Below are 22019 nucleotides of genomic sequence, written 5' to 3'. Positions count from 1 at the left end.
TCTGTGATGGACCATAACCTGAGCCATCTCTTACTCGTCTATACCGCCTACATTATCGCAGCCGGCAGCCCAGGCCCGAGCACCATGCGGATCATGGGAACCGCGATGCATCAAGGCCGCCAGGCTGCCCTCGCTCTGTCCGCCGGCGTTGTCACCGGGTCGGTTTTCAGGGGCGTCATGGCGGCCACGGGCGTTTCCGCCCTTCTGGCCAGCTACGCACAGGCTCTCGTCGTTCTGAAAATCCTAGGGGGCTGTTATCTGCTCTTCCTTGCGTTCAAGGCGGCGAGGGGAGCTTTGACACCCGAGAAGCCCGAGAGTGCTACGGCTATGGCCAACCGGGCGGTGTCTGGCTTGGCACTCTATAGGCGTGGTCTGCTGATGCATCTAAGCAATCCCAAGTCGATTCTTGCCTGGATAGCGTTGGTCACACTTGGACTTGGCCCGGATGCGTCGGCGACGGACGTAATCCTCATTCTCGCAGGATGCGCGGTGCTGAGCGTGACGATTTTTTGCGGATATGCCGTCGTGTTTTCCACGCAACCCATGGTCAGGATGTATCGGCGGGCGCGGCGGGGAATTAAGGGAGTCTTGGCAGTCAGTCTCGGCTATGCGGGTCTAAGGCTCGTGCTCTCTCGAATCTGAAAGAGCGTCTCCCATTAGAGCGATTACTGCCCTACCTCCTGAAAAACCAAGGCGGGACAGCGTTTGTCACCGAGGCGGTGGCCAAGATGCTAGGCCTAGGGGGCGTGGCGGAACCAGTCCCTGACGCCCCCAGAATCTCGCATCCGATTTATTCGGCTATGCATGTACGGAATAAACACTCCCATACCCACGCACGGCTACTAAAGGGGCTTAACCTTATGACCGACTGATTCCAGTGGGTGCGCCCCACGACAAGGCATGCAAAGAGGCCATGAACACGCTGTTAAAGGCGATGGGAGACAACCGCGAAAATATGGTGGTGATCTGCGCCGGTTATCAATCGTGCTCGTCGCCGTGATCAACGGCGAAACCAGCCTGAACCTTTTCGGCGCGGCAATCCGCCAAGCCTGACCTGTGCCAACAAAGACGTGCCTGCGTTCCCGATGGATGAGGTTGCCTAGGTTGAAATCTGGGGGGGTGACGTGGACGCTGCACAAGCCCCGCGTGTAAGAAAGGTGTACGCCCTGATCGACGGCACAGCTGTTACTGCAGCTGTGAGCGCGCCTTGGGTGAACTGCCCACCGTCAATTCTTGTGCTCAACTGGATCAACAGCTGGAACTTTGAAAAGGAGATAATTATTTATAAAGAAGTCTTGGGGGGGAATATGAAGGCATTTTTTGCATATCCGTCGTCTGAGCGCGACGTGATTGAGGCGATCCGGTCCGCCAAGCAGGTATTAAGTCAGTCGCGCCGGGACCTTGAGATAACGCTTTGGCAGGAAAATGACATTTCCGGCAGGCCATTGACGGACCCAATATTCGAGGCGATTTCCGATGCGGACATGCTGTTCGCCGACGTGACAATAATGAACTTCAACGTCACGTTTGAGATTGCTTACGCTATTGGCCTCGGAAAACGCGTGCACTTGGTCCGCAACCAGAACATCGCCCGCGAGGCCTCGCTGATAACGAAAATCGGGATCTTCGACACTTTGGGCTTCACCACCTATTCCGAAGGCCAAGGCTTAGCCAGGATTCTCCATGGCGCAACGTCGAACAATCCCTTACCCCTCCGGGTCGAACCGAATAAAAAGGCGCCGGTTTATATCTTGAACACCCCGACGTCGAACGCACCGATGCTGGCGATCGGCGCGAGGGTCAAGAAATCTCGCTTAGGGTTTCGGAGTTTCATACCCCAAGAGGAAATCAGGATGTCGGCAAGCAAAGCTGTGGTCGACATCTCGGCCTGTATCGGGGCCATCGTGCCGCTGTTGCCGGCTAGCTTCGTCGACGCCGACGTACACAACATACGCGCAGCTTTTATTGCCGGTCTGGCATTCGGGCTGGGCAAAGTCACCCTGATCCTCCAGCCTCCGGATGGACCTGCGCCGCTTGATGTGCGGGACATGGTAAAAACGTTCTCTCAAGCCGAAGATATCGCCGAGCTCATCAATGAATTTGCGCTCGACGTGACCGAGCGAATGCAAGCAGATGACCCGCTTGCCGCCCCAAAAGGTTCTTTTCTGTCGGAGCTGTCCATAGGCGATGCCATTGCAGAGAACGAATTCCAGACGCTAGCCAGTTCTTACCTAAGGACGGATCAATATGGCCGAGCTTCTCGTGGCGAGGTCAACCTCGTGGTTGGGCGAAAAGGGGCCGGAAAGACCGCGCTATTTTCACAGCTCCGAAACGAGAAGCGCGCCAAGGTCCAGAACATTGTGGTCGACCTGAAGCCCGAGGGCTACCAGCTCATCCGTCTTAAAGAGGACGTTCTGGATTACCTGGCCGAGGGTGCCCGAACCCACCTCATCACTGCTCTGTTCGAGTACGTTCTCTACCTGGAGATTTGCTATAAGGTCCTCGAAAAGGACAAGACCAAGTATATGCGCGACGGCAGGCTCTATGAGCCGTATCTGGCCCTGCAGAAAGCCTACGAGTCGGGCGACGCCGGGGAAGGTGATTTCTCGGAACGGCTGCAATCTCTGTCCAGGTCGCTTGTCGATAGTTTCAAGCGCACCTACGGCCAGACGGACCGGGAACAACGGTTGACCTCGGCTCAGGTTACAGAGCTCGTTTACAAACATAACATCAAGGATGTGCGCGATGCGCTCTCGGCATATCTCGAGTTCAAGGACAGCGTGTGGGTGCTATTCGACAATCTCGATAAGGGATGGTCGGCACACGGGCTCAACGACGAAGACGTCACAATCCTCCGAGCCTTGATCGACGCAGCGCGTAAGATCCAGCGCCAAATGCAATCGGACGAGCACGACTTCCACTGCGTTGTTTTCGTGCGGAATGACGTCTATCAGCTCCTTGTTGAGGCGTCTGCCGACTATGGCAAAGAAAGCCGCGCGGTGCTGGATTGGACCGAGCCAGATGTCCTGCGCGAAATGTTGCGCCGTCGGCTTATATCAGGCCTCTTCCCGCCCAAAACCCCTTTCGAGAAGGTGTGGTCGAGTGTCGCTATCAGCCACTTTAAGGGCGAGGAGACATCAAGCTTTCTGATTGAGAGGTCGTTGATGCGGCCACGCAATCTTATCAAGCTGATCGGGCATTGCCGCGGTTTCGCAGTCGGGCTTGGGCACGACAAAATCGAGCAGGACGACATCGAGAAGGGCCTTAGGAGCTATTCCCTCGATCTTATTACCGACGCTGATCAAGAACTCACCGATATTCTCGGAGCGGATACCACCCTGATTTACCATTTCATTGGAGAAGGCGAGAGCTTCAGTCGCGATCACCTTGAGAAGATCGTCCTTGGGGCCGATATCGCTCCCGACCGCGTTGAGAACGTAATCGAATTTCTTCTGTATTATGGTTTCATTGGGATCCACCACGCCGAGAGAACGACATATATATTTGATGTCAATTACGACATGAAGCATCTGAGGGTGTTAGAGAAAAAAGGGGGTGCGAATGTGACTTATACGCTGAGCCCGGCATTCCACGCAGGCCTGAATTAGGATTTACTCGGTTCCTACCCATTTACGGTGATGCGGATGGAGCACCTCTCCGGGGGCGGTCAGTCCCGCGTTCCGCCTTCAGGGGCGCTACGCTGACGCTCCTTAGGCCGCCCTGTTAAGCAGCTCTCGGCGTCACGAAACGGCTCCGGCAACTTGCCCGACTCACGTGCATTTCATCGCCTCCACTTTGTACGCCCTCCTTGGTGGTGGCCGCATTCGCGGCGCGGCGTTTCCTTCCTCTCGCGACTGTCGAAAGCCGACGTCGGCGGGGTGATGCGAGAGGCAGGCTGCCCGGAAGATGCAGAGAAGGCGGTGGAGCGCGCGCCGAAGACCGGCGGAGTGTTGCAGGGGGAAAAGGAGCTCAATGGCAAGGGCTGGCTCCCTACTGCCCTGGTCAAGGCGATTGAGCTAGCCTGAGGACGTCTGCGAGGATCTCAATCTTAAGTTATAGAAGTTAGCATAATCGCGTTGAAGTTGCATAATTTCTGGTATGGAACTAAAAGGAAAAAATGCCGACTGAAACGCGGAAGCTACTTTGACCTCGCAGTTTAAACCGTGGCGGCTAGCGCATTAAATGCGGCCTGTGCGGTTGGGCGGGAGGCTCGGGCGATCGCCATAGATTGCTCGGCTAATCGACTACATCAGGCAAAGCATCTTCGACGATGCTGAGATTTCGATCGAAAGTCTCGGTGTCGGATGCGTTGGCGCGCAGAGACCGGACCTTGTTCAGGATGGCCGCAACCGCCGCTTCTTTGTCGGGCGCTATGCGTGTTGTCACCGCTTGGGCCGCCAAAGCGGTAAAATCTATGGCGGCATAAACTGGTACGGCTGCAGCGTCTGTTGCTTTCAGCCGTTCTTTTACGATTGCGCGCCGGCTCGGCGGCGGAGCTATAGGGCCTGCTTTTGCGGCAAATGTCGCGCCGCGCCGCAGCCGGGTCTGCATAAGGCCTGAGCGGTACGTGGGTGCTTTCGGCACAATCGTCGGGAGCGCAGGAGATGGAACCGCCGCGGAAGCGTCCAATGCAGGGCTTTTCGTGCGCGAAGCGTCGGTCGAGGCGGGCAAGGGCATGAACGCGCGTTTGGCGAGCTGGCCGTCGGCGAAATAGAAATTGCGGGTGCCGAGGATAGGCAGTTCCCCACGCGGCAATATGATGACCTTGTTCTTGTCGAGCGTACGGATTTCATCTGGCCGCATCAGCGGCCGCCGCACTTCCTTGCGGTGCTCCGAGCGCGTGTAATAAGTGTCAAACAACGTTGCCTTGGTGCGCGTCACGTCCTTTTGCACGTCCGACGTTTCGCCAAGCTGCTCGGAAACGTAGCGCAGATCGTCCGCGTCCTGCGCACCGAAAAAGATCTGCACGCGAGCAGCGTTGATGAGCGTCTTGCGCCCTTCCTGGCGATAGATCTCGTCTACGGCCTTCAGCGACTGCACGAAAAACCACATGGAAACGCCGTTGCCGCCGAGCACGCTCGCCATTTCGGTCACGTTCTCGAGCTTGCCGAGGTTCTGGAACTCGTCGAGCAGCACAAGCACCGGATGCTCGTCCGGACGCGGCATAGTTTCCGACATGAAGTTCATCATCTGCGTGATCAGGACGTTGAACAACGGTCCAAGCGAGGTGATCTGCTCGCGCCGCACGTCGAGATAAAGAGAGATCCGGTCGCGCTTGAGTTTACGAATATCGAACGTGCTGCGCGAGGTAGCTCGCATCAGGCGCTCGTTGAGAAAGGGGGCCATGCCGGTGCGGACGCCGGCGTAGATTCCGGAAAACTGCCGCTCAGACATTTCGAAATAGGGCAACAGGGTTTGCAGCGTAAAATGCGAACATTCGCGGCGGCGTTCCTCGCGCAGCGAGCCGATAAATTCCAGGAGCGGCTGCTCGGCACCATTCATGATCTCGAGGATTGTGGAGAAGGTCTTCCTCTCGTTCGGGATCGCAGGCGATTCCATGACGAAGGACGCGATGCCGGTAAAGAGGAGGCGGGCATCGTTGACCCAATAGGGATCCGCGTTCGAAGGGGGGCGCGGAAACAGTGCCGCAGCGATGTTGCGAAGGTCGATGTCGCGCTGTGCTGAGTCCAGCGAGATGAAGTCCATCGGATTGTAGCATGCTGTATTGCCGTCCGGATCAGCCGGCGCGAAACGCACCACGCGGCTTATGGTCGAACGGTAACCGGCCGTCGCCGCATAGGTCTCCCCCCGCAGGTCGAGAACCACGAGCGAATGCCGCCAGGTCAACGCGTTCGGGATGATGAGAGACGTGCCTTTACCGGAGCGCGGCGGCCCTATCACGAAGCCGCCGACATCATCGCCATCAATCCACAATTTCTTGCCACCGATCAACTTGCGCTGCGTCAAGCGGATCTTGCCGGAACGCTGATCGCGGCTGGGCGACAATATTTCGGCAAGCCTGCCGCCAGCTCGACCGACGAAGACGCCGCCCACTTTCGTCAGGCCGGTTTTTGATACGTCGCTCATGGTCATGAAGCGAGAGTCATTGCGCTTTCTCGGACGCATGAGAAACAAGCTGACCAGTGGCAAGAGAAACCCAACAAATCCCGCCGCAATGGCGTATTGCACCCGGTCAAAATTTCTCGCAGTTACGTCAGCCCAGGCCAGACGAACAACCGGCAAGGGATTGGCGTTCAGTTGGTCAAACAGGACGTGGGAGCCGGTCCGGTACCAATCTGTCGCGACATAGGCGACCGTGAAGAGCAGGGCGCCCACAGCCATCGCCATGAGCACCATGAAAATTGCTGTTGCGATTTTCTGCATGGATGGGCCTCGCTAGATCGTCTCCGCCTTGGTGAACTTGATCTCGCTGATGCCGCGCCGGCCGCCTTCGGTGCGGACCATCTGGACGACCACCGGAATGACCTCGCGCAGATAGTCGAGGATTTCACTCCGTGAGAGCCCCGTACTGCCCTGCATGACCATGAGCGCCAGCCGCTCGTAGGCGGACCGGGCGGAATTGGCATGAACGGTGGTGAGCGAACCCGGGTGGCCGGTGTTGATCGCCTGGAGAAAAGCGAAGGTTTCAGCGCCGCGTAACTCGCCCAACAACAGACGGTCGGGTCGCATGCGAAGCGAGGCTTCGAGAAGCTGTTGCGCGGAGACTTTGGCAAGGCCCTGGTCGCCCTTCGAGGCTATCAGGGTGACGTTGTTGGGAGCCGGCAGCCTCAGTTCGCGGGTGTCTTCGATCGTGATGATCCGTTCATGAGCCGGGATCTCCTTCAGGAGTGCATTCAAGAACGTCGTCTTGCCGGTCGACGTGCCGCCTGAAACGACGATCGAGACGCGGTTGCGCACCGCATACTGCAGGAACTCCATCGGCGACGTGTCCTGCAACATCTCGACAAGTCGCTTTTCTTCGGTTGAAAGCGCCAAGCCGCTGCCCATCGCCGTGTTTTCGAATGCGCCGAGATCCTTGTAGGCATCAAGGCTCATATCCATGATGACCTGCTTGCGGATCGAGATCGCCCCGCCTTCGGGGGCGGCCGGCGGCAAGATGCATTGGATGCGCTCACCCGAGGGTAGGGCGGCCGACAGGACCGGCTTTTCTTCGTTGATGACCTGATTTGTCGCCGAGGCGACGCCAGTCGAGATGTTGCGGATCCAACCGGGCGTGACCTCTCGCTTGACGACGTGCTCCATTTCCTTGGCGCCGAGGCGTTCGATGAACAATTCACCTGGCCTGTTGATCGCAATCTCGGAAACGGAGTCTTCGTTCAAATAGGACCATATTGGCTCCAGATGCGCGCGCAGAACGGGGGCTCTTGTCCAAGGGTCGGGGAGGGGATGCACGGCGTTCATTTCACCGGGCTCCCATAGCCGGGATAAAAATGATCCTTTGGCGTCGCGTAAAGAGGCGTCGGATCGATCGCGGTCTTCGGCCGCCCACCTGCCTTCATTCGTGCAACTTCTTCCTGAACGGGATCGGCGTACAAATCCGAGAAATCGAGATCTCGCCGCACCAGCACGACGACCGATGTGCCCTGGTCCACATAGACTGTCGGGCCAATGTTCTGCGTGTCGCGAAACGCCTCTTGCGCGAGTTGCTGCAGGGCGGTCGATGACTTATCGAACGCGATGCCGCGGGCGTCGCGCTGCGAGCCATTGCCACCATAAGTTACGGTCGTTGTCTCACCGGTTACGGGATCGACCGTCGACACCTGGCGCTGCTGTCCATCCTGGCTGCTGTCGCCAAGCGAGGACAGATATTCAGAGACGCCGCCAACGACCGAAAGCATGATGGCGTTGCCGTACCGTTCAGCCCAATGGGTATCGACACGGCCGCCCATGCCGCCGCGGCCGAGCGCGTCTGCACCGGGCGACTTGATATCGACGGAAATGCCGTCCGAGCGAATGACCCTGTTCCAGACGATGAAAACGCGCTTTTGACCGCGCGCGAGCCCAGAGCGGTATTCCCCGGTCAGGCGCGACCCCTTCGGAATGAGGATCCGCCTACCGTCCAGCGAAAAGACATCCTCACGCACGACAGCGCGCACAGCACCGGGAAGGTCGGTGTTAACAGCGGTTTCCAAATAGCCGCGAAGGATCGTGCCTTCGGGGATCAACGCGTCGGTACGCCGGAAGACCCTGGCCTTGACGACGCCGGAAGAACTTGCCTCTGACTGTGCCAGGAATGCCTTGTTCGGATCACTGTCGGCTCCGGGGACCGGGACGATCTGACCGTCGGGCGCGATTTCGACCTGTGCCGCCTGGGCGCCGGCATCCGTCGAGCCGGTTTCACCATTTGTCACCATCTGGTTCGACCGCAAGCGTTCCCACACGGCTTTTTCATGCTCGGCGGCCTCAGCCTTCCGGCGAGCCTCGTCGTCAGCCGCGGCCTTGCGGCGGGCCTCTTCCGCCTCGGCCTTGCGGCGAGCTTCCTCGGCCGCCATTTGTGCCTCCAGCGCGCGCCGCTGCGCATCGAGATCCGCACCCTCCTGCACGGTCTGATCGACATTATCGGCTTGCTGCGTGCCGCTCTGGTCGGCGGCCGGTGGCGGCACCACGATCTGGTCGATCGTGCCGTCGGCCGGTTGAGGCGGCTCGTTCAACGCCGGCGGGCGAAACTCTGGCGGGTTGAAGTTTTCCTCGCCATCGCTGCGAAGATCGCGCGATACCGGCTCCCGAGGCCAGTTCAGCCATATCAGCGCGCCCACGAGCACTACACCGAGGCCGACCAGGGCGATCCTGGTACCGACTCCCGCACCGCGGCGCGCGACAGACGGGCTGCCGTCCAGTTGGTTATAGTCGATCTGCGTCATCACCGCCCCCCGCTGGATCCGAACAGGGTGGAACCGCGTGTCAGTTTCGTTGGACCGTAAACCTGCTCGACTGGGTCGATGGCGTTGGGTCGCGCCCGGTTGTAGAGGCAGAGCGTCTTACCATCGGCCCGCAGAGTGAATTGGCGCGCGACTTTGTCGATGACCGTGTATTTGCCCTGAGTGCGAACGTTGACCAGCGACTCATGGCGCTTGTCGTCAACCACGAAAATCGCAGGAATGTCACCCTTGAACTCCAGAAACACCTTGGTGCCGTCGTCGAATACGGTGCGCGGCTTCAAGCTGTCATCGCCTTTGTACGCATAGTCGTAATTGAGATCGGCATAGTTCAGGTCCTTCAAATCCGGATCGGCGGCGCTCTCCTTGGCCTGCGAGAGCAGGCGCGCGTTGATATCCTCGTCCGGGTATTTGAACCGGACCTGGAAGGATGCCCGGTCGCGGCTATTGTCAGTTGCCTGCAGCAGCAGGGAATAGACGCGCCGGTTGGTGACCACGTTGACGTTGGTCCAAGCATCGCGCTCCAGCGGCTTGACGAAGAGAAATCGCGATCCGCGTTTGGGGATGATCGACCAGCCCTTCGTGTCGCCGGCGGAGACGGTTTCGATGACTTCGGTAGGACTGAGTTCGACCATCGTCGAAATACCGAGAGCGGCGCGCACCGACGTCACGTCGTCATTGTTGAAGGTGACATATCGGATGCGGCCATCGCGCGCCGCCGCGCTATGGGTCGCGCAGAAGAGAAGGGCGGCACACAGCGCTAGCTTCACGCGCCGTCTCATTGCAGGCTCCCCGCGGCCGGCGCCGATTCCTGGTCGCGGCGGTAATCCGTAACCTGAAATCCCAACGGGTTGTCGAAACGCCATTCGTTCTTGAGCGGTGTTGAGGTGTAGCGGAATTTTATCACCGCCACCCAATTGTCGGCGGTGGATGAATTGTCCCGCCGCGTCGTCGTGGCAAAGCGCACCGAGGCCGTGTTGCGATTGAGCAGGGAAACCGACTTGATCTCGACCGCGACAGTGACATTGCGGCCATAGATCTTGTCGAGCGATTGCGGATTTGCTGGCGTGTACAGCCATGTCAAATCCTTGGACGCCGCGTCGGTGGAGTAGAGCTGCGCCAGGTCGTAATTCTGTTTCAACTCACGGGAATCGTATGTTTCGCGAGCACGAATATAGCGGACGAGATTTGCCGCCGTGACGGCTTCGTTCTGCGACAGATCTCCAGGCTTGAGCGCGCGCATGATCTCGAGGTATCCCGTCGATTTGTCGACCTCGACAACATACGGTTCGAACTGCCGGAGCGGCAGGATCAGCACGAGCGCCAGCAGCGAAAGCACCGCCACCAGTCCGGAAACTCCGCTGACGATCCAGGCCAATGTACGCGATCGCCGCATTGACCTGTGCGTGTCGTCTTCCCAGGTCGCGCCCGCCCTGTAATAGCGTCTGTCGACGAGCTCGCTACCGCTGTTAGCAGCTGTTTCCGATGGATTTGACACTTTACTACTGCCTCGTTTGCGCCGCATCCCGATCCAAGGTCGCGATCAATGATCATTCTTGTGTTCTAGGCCAGAGGCTTGGCGTTATCGCGCGCGCCTTGCTGGATGGCGGACCGAGCTGCGTCGTCCGCCCTTGCTGCTCGCGGGGATCGGAAGCTGTTTACCACGAGTTGCCGGGCGCCTCGAGCGGCGCGGCCGGCGGCCCATCGTGCACCGGAGTAGCGCGCGGCGTTTGTGCCGAAGTTCCTATAAGGGTTGTATGCGCCCACGGTGCTGAGATACCCGCCGCCATTCAGGATCGAAGCAATCGAGGGTATCTGCATGAGAACGTAGATCCCGATGATCGTCACCAGCACCAGGGGCAGCACCAGCGACATCTTGCTGTCCATGGTCGCTCCGCCTGATGTGGCGGTGTTCAGCGCCGCATTGACGAGCGAGAAGTAGAAACCGAGAAAGCCGTAGATCAGGATTTGCTGGATCATGAGAAAGGTGGTGAGCGAAAGGAAGCCTTCGCTCATGCGCGAGGACCATCGGTAAAGCCAAAGAATGATCCATATCGGCGCCAGGGCGAGCGTGATGAACAACATCACCTTGGCAGCGATGATCGCGGCAATGGCAAGCGCTGCGAAGATGATTGCCGACAGCAGGACGAGCAGCGACAAGAGCGCGCCAAAAATGTCGTAGAAGGATCCGCTATAGACCTGATTGGCGACGTCCTGCGCCCCTTGGTAGAGGTTGTCGATAAGTGCTGGAATTGCCGCCTGGTCGTTGAGCTGATTCCCAGTGGCTCGCGACACGGCGCCGACGATGACCTTGCCGACCTCATCTGGAATGCTTTGAACAAGCTGGTAGATCGTCGCGGAGAATGTGCCCCATCCGGTCAGCAGCAGATAGATGATGACGGCGCGGCCGAGGCGATAGGCCGCCTCGAGCGGCGAGATCGACTCCCGCCCGCTCAGGATCGAATAGCCCCACCACACGATATAGAGGGTCAGCATGAGGGTGAAGACGTTGCCCATCGCATTGCCCAACTGCATATAGACGGTGCGGACGAAGTCCTCACCGATGTTGTCAATGCCACCCAGAATGCTTGCGGCGAGACCGTTCATGGATCCTCGTCAATGATGCTGGCGAACGGCGTCGAATTGACCGGTTTTAGCGCGCCGCATTCGTCGGTGCGGGCATACGCCAAAGGCCCGCACGGCGCTTTCCGTTCGCGATTTGCGCATCCAAACAGCACTGCGCCGAGCCCAATTACAGCGCATATGCGCAGCACTCGCCTCGACAAGCGCTAGCCTCCGCTCTTGCCAAATTCCGCGAACGGATTGACGTTGCGCGGCGTCATCATCTTCTGCACCTGGCTCTGACGAAGAAGGTCCCCCTTCAGCTTCTCATTCAGGGCCGCGACCGCGCCGTTCTGGACACCGATCAATTCGTTGACCGCGCGCGCATTTTCCAGCTGCATTCGGGTGTTCTGGTCCACCGATCCCTTGACGTCCTGCGACTGCCCGATCTGCCCACTCGCGGACTGGAGGGACTGTTGGCGCTGGGTGACGCCCTGCGAGGCCTGCGACGTCAGCGCGCTTAGCAGCGAGGCCACGTTGACGCTGCCGCCATAGGCTGTGTTGACGGCGCTTGTCTCCTTGCCGGCAATCTGCTGGAGTTGTTTCACCAGCTGGAGCCCATTGATGACGGCGCCGGCGATTTTCTGGATTTCCGGCGACAGGCCACCAAACGAAAGCGCGCCGCCATTCAGGATCGATCCGAACGACGGAACCTGCGCAATCGACATGTTGCCGCCAAGGCCCATCTGTCCGATGCCGAGCGAACCGTCACGACTGCCGCTGAGAGCCTGCAGGATCTCCTCGCTCTTTTTCAGGATATCCTTGTTCGAGCCCATGATGGAGTTGGTGTTCTCCGCATTCTTGCGGGCGACATCGAGATTGGCGCCATCGATGACGGCAATCTGTGCAAAGCTCGAGCTCGTCCAAAGCGCCATGCCGGCAGCAATCGCGAATTTCTTCATGTCAGCCTCCTATTGCTGTAGAGAATCGATCACGCTGGCAGCGCCGGCAGGATCACTGGTGATGATCATCGAGCGGCTGTCGGCCGAGCTTGCCTCCGCGTTCTCAACCGCGCATGGTAGCCACCGGCCGCTATCGATCTTCAATCGTTCCAGTTCCGCGGGATCACAAGAGAACGGGTTTGGAGAGCCACTCTTCGGCCGTTGCACCAGCTTGGACGACTGCGATGCCTGAACGTTCTGCAACGATAGAATTTGGGCCAACAACGCCGTAAAATCCCCCGCCTGGGCGAGGTACTGGTTGGTGACATCGGCGTTGATCCCACGAGCCGACGAGTTCAGCTCCCAAGCGTCCTTGTATTCAGTCACCTGGCCAACATTGCCCGCCAGCGCGTCGATTGCCGCGTCGTTGGCGCCCATCTGCGATGAGCTTGCATCGAGGCCGCCAGCCGCCTTCCTCACCGTGCCCATAGCCGCGTCCTGGGCCGTGCCGCCTGCGCCGTCGGCCGTTACGATCGAGAATGGTGGCGGCGCGGCGGCCGGAGCCTTGCCGCTCGATACATATTCGTTGAAGTAGCTGTTCCAGCGGCCAACACCGCCGGCCCACCCTCTTTGCTCGGCAGCGTTCGATCCGTTGTAGAAGGAGGCGAGACAGCTGTAATTCGTCGCCCCGCATTGCTTGACCCCCATCCCGAGATACTTGACACCGCCTTCGACGTTCTGCTCGTTCACGTCGCGGTCAAGTCCCATTGACTTGCCAGTGCCCTTGGTCAGCTGCATGACGCCTTTGACGCCGGTGTGGCTCCCGGCGCATGTGTCGAAGCGCGATTCCTGATAGGCAACGGACAGCGCCAGGCCTTCCGGCACGCCGTACTTCTGCGCGTAATAGCGGATCATCTTCACGTTGCCCGCGTCGCGCTGCAGCGCTTCGGCCGGGGATCGGCGAAACATCTGCGAGCGGTATTTGTTCGAATAGGTGCAGACGACGCTTTTCTTCTTGTCGGTTTCGTCCCTCTTGGCTTCGTCCGACTTTGTGCTGTGCTGCTCGTCCTCTTGCCGCTTGTCGAGGTTCGGCCCGTCGATGACCGCGATCTGAGCGACAGCCGCGGTCATGCTTCCCGCTGTCGCGAGAGCCACGGCCAGACAGGCGCTGCTAAGCCGCTTCGTCATGCTCGTCCTCCCATCCGCAGAAGTACGGCAGCCACATCTCCGGCTCGTCGCCGAAGGTTTCCCGGAGCCGTGCGCATTCCTTGCTGTTGGCTTCGTTCGAGGACAACACCTTGATGAGATCGGGCATCGCCGACAAATCGAGCTTGGCGACGATCGAGTCGCTGTCGTGCTTGACGAGGAAGGTGCGTGTCTCCTTCGCGGTTCGGCGCACGAACTCGAATTCCTTCGCTGTCAGCGAGAAGCGCTCCATGTAGGACTCCTTGCTCGCCTTCGGGTTGGGGAAGAAAATGTTAGTCTTCGTTTGCTCGATCAGTGACGACGAGATGGAGGAACTGACGACGTCTTCCGCTGTCTGCGTGCCGAAGCCGACCACGCCGTTGCGGCGACGAATGGTCTTCAGCGTCTCATTGATGAAGGCAGCGAAAACCTCGTCGTCCAGCAGCTTCCAACCTTCATCGAGGAAGAGCATAATCGGCGAGCCGTCGATGACGTCTTCGAGACGATGGAATATGTAGAGCAACGCCGCCGAGCGCAGCTTTCGGTCGCCCAGGATCTTCGTCATGTCGAACCCGACAACGGGTTTCGAGAAATCAACCAGATCGACGGGATTGTTGAAAAGCCAGCCCTTGTCCTTCTGGTCGAGCCAGGGTTGTATCCGCGCCGCCAGATCATTCATGCCAGGCATGAGCGAGCCCCGCAGCACTTCCGGCAGCAGGTCGAAGGTCCGCTGTTCGCGCGGGATCTTGTAGATCATGTCGACGGCGGCGTTGATGACGCGCATCTCCGCCACGTCCAGCGCGCCGCCTTCCGGCGTCAGAATGTAGAGGAGCAGATCTTCCAGGAAAGAACGGTTTTCTGCCGTGTCATCAAGCTGCAATGGCGCGAACCCGGTCGGCTGAGAGGGTTCCATCACCTCGTAGCGACCGCCGAGCGCCCGAACGAAAATTTCGGCGCCGCGCATGTAGTCGAAATAGACACATCGCGGCCGCGGCATGATGCGCATGGCCTGCGCCATCAGGAACGACAGCACCACGGTCTTGCCCGAGCCGGTCGGGCCAAACACCGTGAAGTGCCCGACATCGTGAACGTGAAAATTGAAGTAGTATGCCGTTTGGCTGGTCGTTTCGAGCAAGGCGATGGGCCGTTTCCAATGCAGCCGCTCACGTTGGCCGGACGGGAAATTGTGCCCTGAAAAAAGGCCGGCGAAATTTAGGGACGAGATCAACGCACGTCGCGCGATGTAGCTGAAATTTCCCGGTAACTGCGCCCAGAAGGCCAGTTCCGTGTTCAGTGTCTCGCGTACCGGCACGATCGACATGCGCGAAAGCTCGGCCGTTATGTCGGATAGCGCACGGTTGAGGCCATTCATGTCCGGCGCCAATGCCATGACGCTCATGTGATGTTGTCCGAAGACGACTTCGCCGCCGGCCAGCTTGTCGGCGCCATCATGGACGGACTCCTCGACCGTCGTGCCCGCCTCGTCGGAACCCTCGACCTGGTTGGCGATGGTGTTGATCCTGCGCATCGCCGTTACACGGTCTTCGATCGCGAAACTCTGCGTCAGGACAAACTCATGCGGCAGGCGCAACAGACCGTCCAATGAGCCCGGCGCGGTGAAGGGCGGGTATTCCTTGATTGACACCATGGCGCCGAGCTTGGCTTGGTCCGGACCGCGAAGTTCCAGCGCGGACTTGCCGAAAAACAGCTGCCGCGTCGCCAACACATCGCCAAGGCTCATGCGCGGCAGAGGCATTTCAACGTCGCCACCGCCAGCAAGGATCTTCGCCAAAAATTCCCCGGGCTCGGAAAAGAAGCTGTTGCGGCGCTTCACGACGCCGAGAAGACGTCCCCCATAAGCGGTGAAATCCTTGACCATCCCATCAAGGATGTCATGCAGTTCGACTATTGCCTCTTCGCGGGTTTCTTCGCCTGCGGTGCTGATGCGGAATGCATTGAGCGCCTTGTCCACCCATCCGACCCGGCCGACCATCGGGCGGCGTATGACCGTCAGATACGCCTCGTTGACGAAAAGGTTTTTCGCCCCAAGCTCATCCATGTAGCGGGCGTCGAGCTCGGCCACGAAAGGATTGTCAAAGCCACCTTCGATCTCGGGCGTCACGTGACGGCGGATGATCGTTGTGTAGACCGCAAAGCGAGAGGTCGAGAGATTGCGAAACGTCGTGTTGCGGTTGAACATTCGGCTGTTCAACTCGGCCTGGTCCATCGTCTGGAACGGCAGGCCGCTGAGCTGAATGGCGCCGACCAGAAAGCCGCTCTTCGTCACGATCAGATTGTCATCGACATGGCGAAGGTAGGGGATGTGCATCGCCGCGGGTTTTTCGCGGCGGCGCTCACGGCCAAATTTCAGGTCTGCATCGAGGTTCATGGCGAATAGCTCCTCGCCCCCCAGAAAGTGAGGTTCGCCACCGCTCCGCGTTTGGAGACGCGCCGCTCGAAAATATGAAAGATGTAGGGATCGCGCTGGCACAGATATGCGCTGACCAGATGCACCACGCCGAACACGCCAAGACCGAGCATGAAGCTGCTTGTGGCGATAAAACCGATCACCGCCAGGATGCCGTTCAGGGCGAAAACCTCGTAGCGCACCCCCCATTTCATCGGGGGGCGTGTCAGGGGCAGGCTGACCGGCTCGACATAGACTTCCTCGTCGTCCATGCCTCAGCTGCCTCCCGCCGTCGCGCGAACCGCATCCACCAGCTGGGCAGCGCCGAAGATCAGAGCGATGCCGATGATGATGGAAAAAGCCATCATCCACGCCAGCCGGCCCGTCATGGCGAGAAAGCCGAGAAAACAGACCGCGATGATGGCGAATGAGCGCGCTATGTTGCCCTGCAGAACGCCGACGAACCACTCCAGCACGTTTTCGACTGGTGCCGCCGATTGGGCGTATGCGGTCGCCGGCGCGAGCGCTATTCCGACCGCCGAGGCCAAGGCCAGTTTCAGGGCAATTTTGCCTGCTTTCCTGTATTCCACCCTTGGCTCCTTTCAGTTGCCGAAATCCATGACATGACCCTCCTGCCAAGCGTCTCCACTTGCTGGCGGAGCGGCCGCGAGCATTTCGGATTTGGTCAGGGCGGACTTCTTCACGACACCGCCGAACTTCCAGCGGTTCAGTATTTTTACGATGTATTCCGCGGTCTCCGGATTCACCGGAATGCCCTGCGCCTTGTAGACGCTGTTGGGCCCGGCGTTATAAGCCGCAAGCATCAGCAGCGGATCCTGGAACTCGTCATAGAGTGACTTCAGATAGCGCAAGCCAGCCCGGACATTCGCCTGCGTATCGCAACGGTCGCTGACGCCGAGATCGGCTGCCGTGGCCGGCATCAACTGCATAATCCCCAGGGCTCCGGCCTTGGACGGACCCTGAATGGCGCCGAGATCACTTTCAGCCCATGCAATCGCCTCAGCCAGATCGGCGTCGAAGCCTTCGTCCCGCGCGATTGAACGCACAAGTTCGGCGACTTCAGTACGGTTTCCGGCTTTGCACGCCCCCGGCTTTTGCGTCCCGACTGATGCAAGGGCTTGCGCCGGCGTTGCAAAGGCGACTGCGACGCGGTCTGATGCCAGGTCCCGGGCGTGCGCTTCCAAGGGCATTGTAGCGGCACACAGAGTGAGCAGAAGAGCTGTTCGAGTGTTCATACTGTCGCCAAAATTTAACACTTTACTATGGCTACACGCAGCCCTAGTAAAGTGTCAACACCATATGCACCACAAGGATGAATTTGGATGAAACAGATTGCCCTTTGCACGGCTTTGCTGCTCCAGGGCGCCGTGGCTCATGCTGGTGGCGCCGACGCCCCAAGCGCCTTCGCGCAGCCGTCGGAACACTACCTGCTGCAGTTTGCGAAGCCGGGCGAGAAGGTGTTCGTCTATGAGCGCTACGATGCGAAAGGCGCACTCTTTCAGCGCGACGCGGCCGCCCTGAGCTCGCCGGTGAAGGTGCCGTCGGCGACCGAGCGCGTCATCAACGGCGTGGCCTATCGACTGCGCGGTCTCGCGGCCTGCCCAAAACCGAAGATTACCTACAAGGCGCAGGAGTGGGACTGCACGAAGGCCGCGCAGGACTATGAAGAAGGAATCTACAACGATCGTGCTTCTGTCGTGCTTTGCAAAACGCTTGTGCTACGGAGCGGGAAGGGGGAACCAGACGCCGTGTCGTGTTTTTCTCTCGTGGGTGCGGGCAATACGAACGACCCGTACAATGTCGCCTACGACGATGACGAAATGGTTTTTTTCGACATGGCCGCAATCGGACGCAACAAGGACGGCAAGTCGCTGCGCCCCGATCTGGAGCACTCTGCCGACCTCGGTGGACAGTTCCAGGAATGAAACAGGCGCGCTTTGCAGTGCTGGCCGTTTTTGGTTTGTGCGCATCGGCACAGGCCCAGGATGCATCCGAATCTGCCGCGCCAACGCCCTTCGCGGTATCGAAATCGGCTCAACTGCTGACTGGAGATACCTGGCGTGACGGCGACCACCTTTTCCGCCTCTATGGCGTCCAGTCGTGTCTTCGCGGTACGTCGGCTGAACAGCCAAATGGGAACAAACTCGATTGCGGGAACATCTCGCTGGCGCACCTGGCAGCCCTGTTCGATAGCGCTGCGGTGACATGCCAGCCAATCGGCTACGCCCTCGACAAGGCGGCCTTTGTCGTCTGCGGTGCGCAGCTGAATGGCGACACAATCGACGTCGGCACCGCGCTCATAGCGACCGGATACGCGTTTGCCGCAACGACAGCAAAGGGCAAAGCCGTCAATGAGAACTACCTCGTCGCGGAAATCAACGCTAAGATGAAACGTGCAGGTTTGTGGGGCACGACGTTTCAGCATCCTGTTCAGCTGCTGCTAAATAAGCGGTCGGAGAGACAAGAATGAAGCACGACGATGAGGCGCACAAATATTACTATCCCGTGGAAGGACGCGGTGACGGCGCTATTGGCGGAGCCGCGGCGTTCTTGGCAATCATCTTGGTGCCTGCAGGGCTCTATGCGGCCTGGAATACCGTGGCCTCATGGATTTCAGCGCTCTTCTCCTAGGCCTGCAGTTTCGCGAAAGAACCGAGCAACGCGCGCAAATCGTCGACGTCAATCTCGCACCAGTCGTTCCCCAACAACCGACAGAAATAAGCTGCCTTCATTTTCATCTCAACGACATCGGCCACCGGCGCAGCGGCCGCGCGCCGACGCGCGATAACCTCTTCCGCCATGACCGAATCCAATCGCCGGCCGGTCAGGGTCGCGTCCGGCCCTTCGGCCCCCATCCATCGCTTGCCGAGACGTTCAACCATGGCGACTGCTTGACGATGCGCCGCGATCAGATTCGGGACCCCGTCGGCCTCTTCCACCACTCCGTTGTTACAGACCACTTGAATGGGCATCGATTGGCTCCACGCTCATGACAATTCGTAAATGATACCTGGGGAGGCGAGAAAAATAGGGATGGGTTCATCCCTCTGCTTCTCAGGCTCCCGAAGCCCTGGCTTCCCCTACTTTTCGCTCATGCGGTCGCGACCGATCCGGGCAGCTCAGTGCCTTGGCCGGCGGTTTGCGAAACATCTCCCCCGCAACAACCGTGTGCAGCCTCTCCAGCGGGTCACCAGTCATCGATCGTCTCCCGTGCCGGCCAAATCCAGTTGATAAAAGCGTTGATTGAGCACGAAGGCACGATAAGATACGAAGCCTAGCGAAGCGGAACGAAATTAGAGCCTATAAGTTGTTGTTTAAGAACGGAAAGTTATTTCTCCCTCCGCCCAGAGACGGGAGTGATTTCAAAGAATTATTCAAACGATTGGCGGCGGCGGGCGCGGGTCGACTGTTGGGCAAAGACGGGTTTCCTGCCGGCCCATGGACGCCCGAGCTCCTTGCAGAGGCGATTTCACAGATTGATTCCAACCGGATTGGGGTCGATCTACGAACGGTGCAGCTTTGGTTTCAAGAGAACGAGAAGGGAATTAGCACTGCCAACATTCGTTGGCTGGCGAGGATTCTTGGATGCGATGATCCGGTCGCAACTAGCGAATGGCAGATGGAGCTTAGTGCGGCGCAATCGCGGCTATCGATCAAGAGACGAGGATGGAAGAGAGCCGGAAGCAGCGTTGCACAGGAGATTCCAGATACGGCACTGACTGCGACCTTCGACGACGAGACAGACTCCCCAGCAGTGCTGACACGGGATACTGACCCCAAGGGGCCGAGCCGGCGTTTTAGTTTGGCGAGGAAATCGGAGGCGTTTTTTAGTCGCGGATCTCCCCTGAATTTACCGGCGTCGGTGTTTGCGGGTGTCACCGCTCTTGGGTTTTTGTCGTATCTTACGGGGATTCACAGTGTGACATATGGCCGGGCGGATGGCGTCGTCAAGCAGGTTGGGTTTCTTTGGACAGCGAATTGGACATTCGTCTTCATGGTATTTTTGCCACTGTTTTTTGCCTTCGTGACAGAGCTGGTGACCTTTTGGAAAGATGAAGGCCGCCCAAAGCTTGTAGCGCAGGGCGACAAGATGGAAAGCGACGATGCCTGGGCGCGCAGCGTACAAGCTTCTTCGTATTCATATTGGGCGGTTCTTTTGATTTGTGTGGTATTCGCCGGTCTTTTTCAGTGGATCGGCGTGTCTTTAATCCCGTTGCTCAAAGGTGGTGGCAGCTATGCGACGGACTGGGGCTCGTTAGCGATTGTGCGCCCTGAAGTTATATCGGTGCCGGAAGCGATCGTATTCACGGGGCTCGCTTACCTATACATGTGCCTATGTTTTTATCTGTTCTTCGTAGGCCTAATTTTGCTTTATACAGTGATCCATGATCTTTGGAGAATTGGAAAAGCAGCGAGTAATCCGCCCGAGGCGGATTATCAATACGGGCTCCATGAAGCCAGCCTCAGGGTTATGCGTGCGATTTTTCGGTGTACTGTTTTGGGGCTTCTGATCGCCATAGTCATGAAGCTCCAGAGTGCTTACCTGACATCGCGTGGGGAGAATATTGTGGCGTGGTTGGTCGGCGATATGTCTTCCGCCTTCTATGGGCGAAATGATGTGAGCGCAGTGATCAGCTACCGTAGGCCGACCCATTATAGTAGCCTTCTTATCGCTATTTCGACCTGTGCTGTATTTCTGTACGGCTCCATCCGTTTAGGTGTCGAACTTCGGTTTCGTATGTCTTTGTGGAAGATGTCAGCGATCGTAGCGTTACTCGTGGCTAGCTACTTGCTGATCGATGCATTTGCTGGCTTTTCGATCCTTCTGGGCGTTGGAGTGCTGTTCGCAATATATGGCCTGTTTGATCCAGGGTTGGGGCGACGGCAAGCGATTAAGTTGGGAAACAATCAGAGTGTATCATAGTTGGCTTGATCATTTGGATGAGCGGCGGGCGCGACGCGGTGAGGAAGGGAAGAAATCAACCGATTTCGCCCTTGACGCGGAACGCGCCTTTCCAGGTGCGGATAGGATAACAAGTATCGAGGAATTCTGTGCCCTTGCGGACCAAGCCGTGGCTGATCCAGCCTTTTTCGATGACCCGAATGTGAGTGATCAGGGGTTTGAAAGGCTAGATGGGTGGCTCAAATTTCCATCGGACATATCTACTGATATCGAACAGAACAATGTCGTCTCGGCGAAAATCACAGAAAGCGGGTCGTTCGATCAGGCGATGGTGATTTTTCACCATTGGAATGCAACCTTCCGGAATCGTCAGATCGCCAACTTTTTCTCGCAACGTGGCATCACGGTTGTCGAGATCGCTATGCCTTATCACTTCGAGCGCAGCCGTCCCGGCTCCGCGCACGCTGACTATATGCTTAGCCCTAATCTCGGTCGAACGATTCAATCTGTAAGGCAGGCAGTGTTAGATGGGCGAAAGCTCATACGTTGGTTGAAGATCGAAGGCTATCGAGAGATTTCAGTTCTGGGTATGAGCTTAGGCTCCTGGGTTGCGGGCCTTCTCGCGGCGCACGACTCGGCTGTGTCGAAAGCCTCGTTGTTTCTCACGGCGGGGAGTCTAGCGGATATGGTTTGGACGGGTCGCGCGACACGATTGATACGTGCTAGTCTCGAGCCTGAGATTAAGCTGACCGAGCTCAGAAGGGCTTGGGGTCCACTTAACTTGGAGAATTACGCACATAGTTTGGCACGGCCTGATCTCGGTCTTCACGTTGTGTTGGCTAAGAGAGACAAAGTGGTGTTGCCAGAGCTATCGGAGAGGTTCATGCAGAGGCTGAAGGACGCCGGAGCTAGGCCAAATATTTTGGAATTAAACTGTGGTCATTATTCGCTCGCCATGCCGCCATACATTTTGTTGGCCGGTTTGAGCTTGAAGCGGTTTCTGTCGTGTGCTGACAAGTCTGCCCGGCAAGCATGAGTTTGGCGTTGGCCGGTCAGTTCACCAGCAAATTCTCTGGTGGGCATCACGACACGAAAGTGATGAA

The 22019-nt window shown here is 58.4% G+C and carries 20 protein-coding genes; 7 read left to right on the top strand and 13 right to left on the bottom strand.

Going from position 1 to position 22019, the window contains the following annotated elements; translation table 11 throughout:
- Positions 1-6 precede the first annotated feature (6 nt).
- A complete protein-coding gene (locus tag B5V02_RS02445) occupies positions 7-642 on the top strand; it encodes a LysE family translocator (protein WP_111542668.1) in 636 nt (211 codons plus the stop codon).
- Between the two features lie 482 nt (positions 643-1124).
- Positions 1125-3608 (top strand): P-loop ATPase, Sll1717 family, encoded by a 2484-nt coding sequence (locus tag B5V02_RS02440; RefSeq protein ID WP_245445630.1) that lies wholly within the window; start codon positions 1125-1127, stop codon positions 3606-3608.
- A 628-nt stretch (positions 3609-4236) separates the two neighbouring features.
- Here B5V02_RS02440 and B5V02_RS02435 read toward each other — a convergent pair.
- The 12 genes from B5V02_RS02435 to B5V02_RS02380 form a co-directional block, all read right to left on the bottom strand.
- Positions 4237-6384, bottom strand: coding sequence for a type IV secretory system conjugative DNA transfer family protein (locus B5V02_RS02435; RefSeq protein ID WP_111542667.1), 2148 nt, complete (start codon positions 6382-6384; stop codon positions 4237-4239).
- Positions 6385-6396: 12 nt separating this feature from the next.
- Positions 6397-7422 (bottom strand): P-type DNA transfer ATPase VirB11, encoded by a 1026-nt coding sequence (gene virB11, locus B5V02_RS02430; protein WP_111542666.1) that lies wholly within the window; start codon positions 7420-7422, stop codon positions 6397-6399.
- Positions 7419-8882, bottom strand: coding sequence for a type IV secretion system protein VirB10 (gene virB10, locus B5V02_RS02425; RefSeq protein WP_111542665.1), 1464 nt, complete (start codon positions 8880-8882; stop codon positions 7419-7421). The genes virB11 and virB10 overlap by 4 nt, the downstream gene beginning before the upstream one ends.
- The gene (locus tag B5V02_RS02420; protein ID WP_281004889.1) at positions 8882-9679 is read right to left on the bottom strand and encodes a TrbG/VirB9 family P-type conjugative transfer protein; all 798 of its coding nucleotides are present in this window, start codon (positions 9677-9679) and stop codon (positions 8882-8884) included. The genes virB10 and B5V02_RS02420 overlap by 1 nt, the downstream gene beginning before the upstream one ends.
- Complete coding sequence (locus tag B5V02_RS02415; RefSeq protein WP_245445621.1) at positions 9676-10422, bottom strand: VirB8 family type IV secretion system protein; 747 nt, start codon at positions 10420-10422, stop codon at positions 9676-9678. The genes B5V02_RS02420 and B5V02_RS02415 overlap by 4 nt, the downstream gene beginning before the upstream one ends.
- Before the next feature lie 38 nt (positions 10423-10460).
- Positions 10461-11504 carry a TrbL/VirB6 family protein gene (locus B5V02_RS02410; protein ID WP_111542662.1) on the bottom strand — a complete coding sequence of 348 codons (1044 nt, stop codon included), beginning with the start codon at positions 11502-11504 and terminating at the stop codon, positions 10461-10463.
- 182 nt (positions 11505-11686) lie between these two features.
- Positions 11687-12421 (bottom strand): type IV secretion system protein, encoded by a 735-nt coding sequence (locus tag B5V02_RS02405; protein WP_111542661.1) that lies wholly within the window; start codon positions 12419-12421, stop codon positions 11687-11689.
- A gap of 9 nt (positions 12422-12430) precedes the next feature.
- Positions 12431-13588 (bottom strand): transglycosylase SLT domain-containing protein, encoded by a 1158-nt coding sequence (locus tag B5V02_RS02400; protein ID WP_111542660.1) that lies wholly within the window; start codon positions 13586-13588, stop codon positions 12431-12433.
- Positions 13572-15974: a VirB4 family type IV secretion/conjugal transfer ATPase gene (locus tag B5V02_RS02395; RefSeq protein WP_111542659.1), complete on the bottom strand. Its 2403-nt coding sequence runs from the start codon at positions 15972-15974 to the stop codon at positions 13572-13574. Before B5V02_RS02395 ends, B5V02_RS02400 begins: the two co-directional genes overlap by 17 nt.
- The gene (locus B5V02_RS02390) at positions 15971-16264 is read right to left on the bottom strand and encodes a VirB3 family type IV secretion system protein (protein ID WP_006339854.1); all 294 of its coding nucleotides are present in this window, start codon (positions 16262-16264) and stop codon (positions 15971-15973) included. The genes B5V02_RS02395 and B5V02_RS02390 overlap by 4 nt, the downstream gene beginning before the upstream one ends.
- Positions 16265-16267: 3 nt before the next feature.
- Positions 16268-16582: a TrbC/VirB2 family type IV secretion system protein gene (locus tag B5V02_RS02385; RefSeq protein ID WP_111542658.1), complete on the bottom strand. Its 315-nt coding sequence runs from the start codon at positions 16580-16582 to the stop codon at positions 16268-16270.
- 12 nt (positions 16583-16594) lie between these two features.
- The gene (locus B5V02_RS02380) at positions 16595-17248 is read right to left on the bottom strand and encodes a lytic transglycosylase domain-containing protein (protein WP_111542657.1); all 654 of its coding nucleotides are present in this window, start codon (positions 17246-17248) and stop codon (positions 16595-16597) included.
- 87 nt (positions 17249-17335) lie between these two features.
- Between B5V02_RS02380 and B5V02_RS02375 the strand changes: the two genes are divergently transcribed.
- Genes B5V02_RS02375 through B5V02_RS40395 form a run of 3 tightly spaced genes read left to right on the top strand, consistent with a single transcriptional unit; the run spans position 17336 to position 18644 of the window.
- Positions 17336-17938: a hypothetical protein gene (locus B5V02_RS02375; RefSeq protein ID WP_111542656.1), complete on the top strand. Its 603-nt coding sequence runs from the start codon at positions 17336-17338 to the stop codon at positions 17936-17938.
- Complete coding sequence (locus B5V02_RS02370) at positions 17935-18483, top strand: thermonuclease family protein (RefSeq protein WP_111542655.1); 549 nt, start codon at positions 17935-17937, stop codon at positions 18481-18483. The genes B5V02_RS02375 and B5V02_RS02370 overlap by 4 nt, the downstream gene beginning before the upstream one ends.
- Positions 18480-18644, top strand: a complete 165-nt coding sequence (locus B5V02_RS40395) for a hypothetical protein (RefSeq protein ID WP_164753924.1) — start codon at positions 18480-18482, stop codon at positions 18642-18644. The genes B5V02_RS02370 and B5V02_RS40395 overlap by 4 nt, the downstream gene beginning before the upstream one ends.
- On the opposite strand, the gene B5V02_RS02365 is transcribed toward B5V02_RS40395, so the two are convergent.
- The gene (locus B5V02_RS02365) at positions 18641-18985 is read right to left on the bottom strand and encodes a hypothetical protein (RefSeq protein WP_111542654.1); all 345 of its coding nucleotides are present in this window, start codon (positions 18983-18985) and stop codon (positions 18641-18643) included. The genes B5V02_RS40395 and B5V02_RS02365 overlap by 4 nt on opposite strands.
- A gap of 338 nt (positions 18986-19323) precedes the next feature.
- Between B5V02_RS02365 and B5V02_RS02360 the strand changes: the two genes are divergently transcribed.
- Together B5V02_RS02360 and B5V02_RS02355 are read left to right on the top strand one after the other, a co-directional pair.
- Positions 19324-20937: an RcgA family putative transporter gene (locus B5V02_RS02360; RefSeq protein WP_111542676.1), complete on the top strand. Its 1614-nt coding sequence runs from the start codon at positions 19324-19326 to the stop codon at positions 20935-20937.
- Positions 20927-21952 (top strand): RcgR family putative quorum lactone hydrolase, encoded by a 1026-nt coding sequence (locus B5V02_RS02355; RefSeq protein ID WP_111542653.1) that lies wholly within the window; start codon positions 20927-20929, stop codon positions 21950-21952. Before B5V02_RS02360 ends, B5V02_RS02355 begins: the two co-directional genes overlap by 11 nt.
- Positions 21953-22019 lie beyond the last annotated feature (67 nt).

Origin of the sequence: Mesorhizobium kowhaii, from assembly GCF_003253745.1 — a bacterium.
GTDB lineage: Bacteria > Pseudomonadota > Alphaproteobacteria > Rhizobiales > Rhizobiaceae > Mesorhizobium > Mesorhizobium kowhaii.
This window is presented reverse-complemented; position numbering and strand designations above follow the sequence as displayed.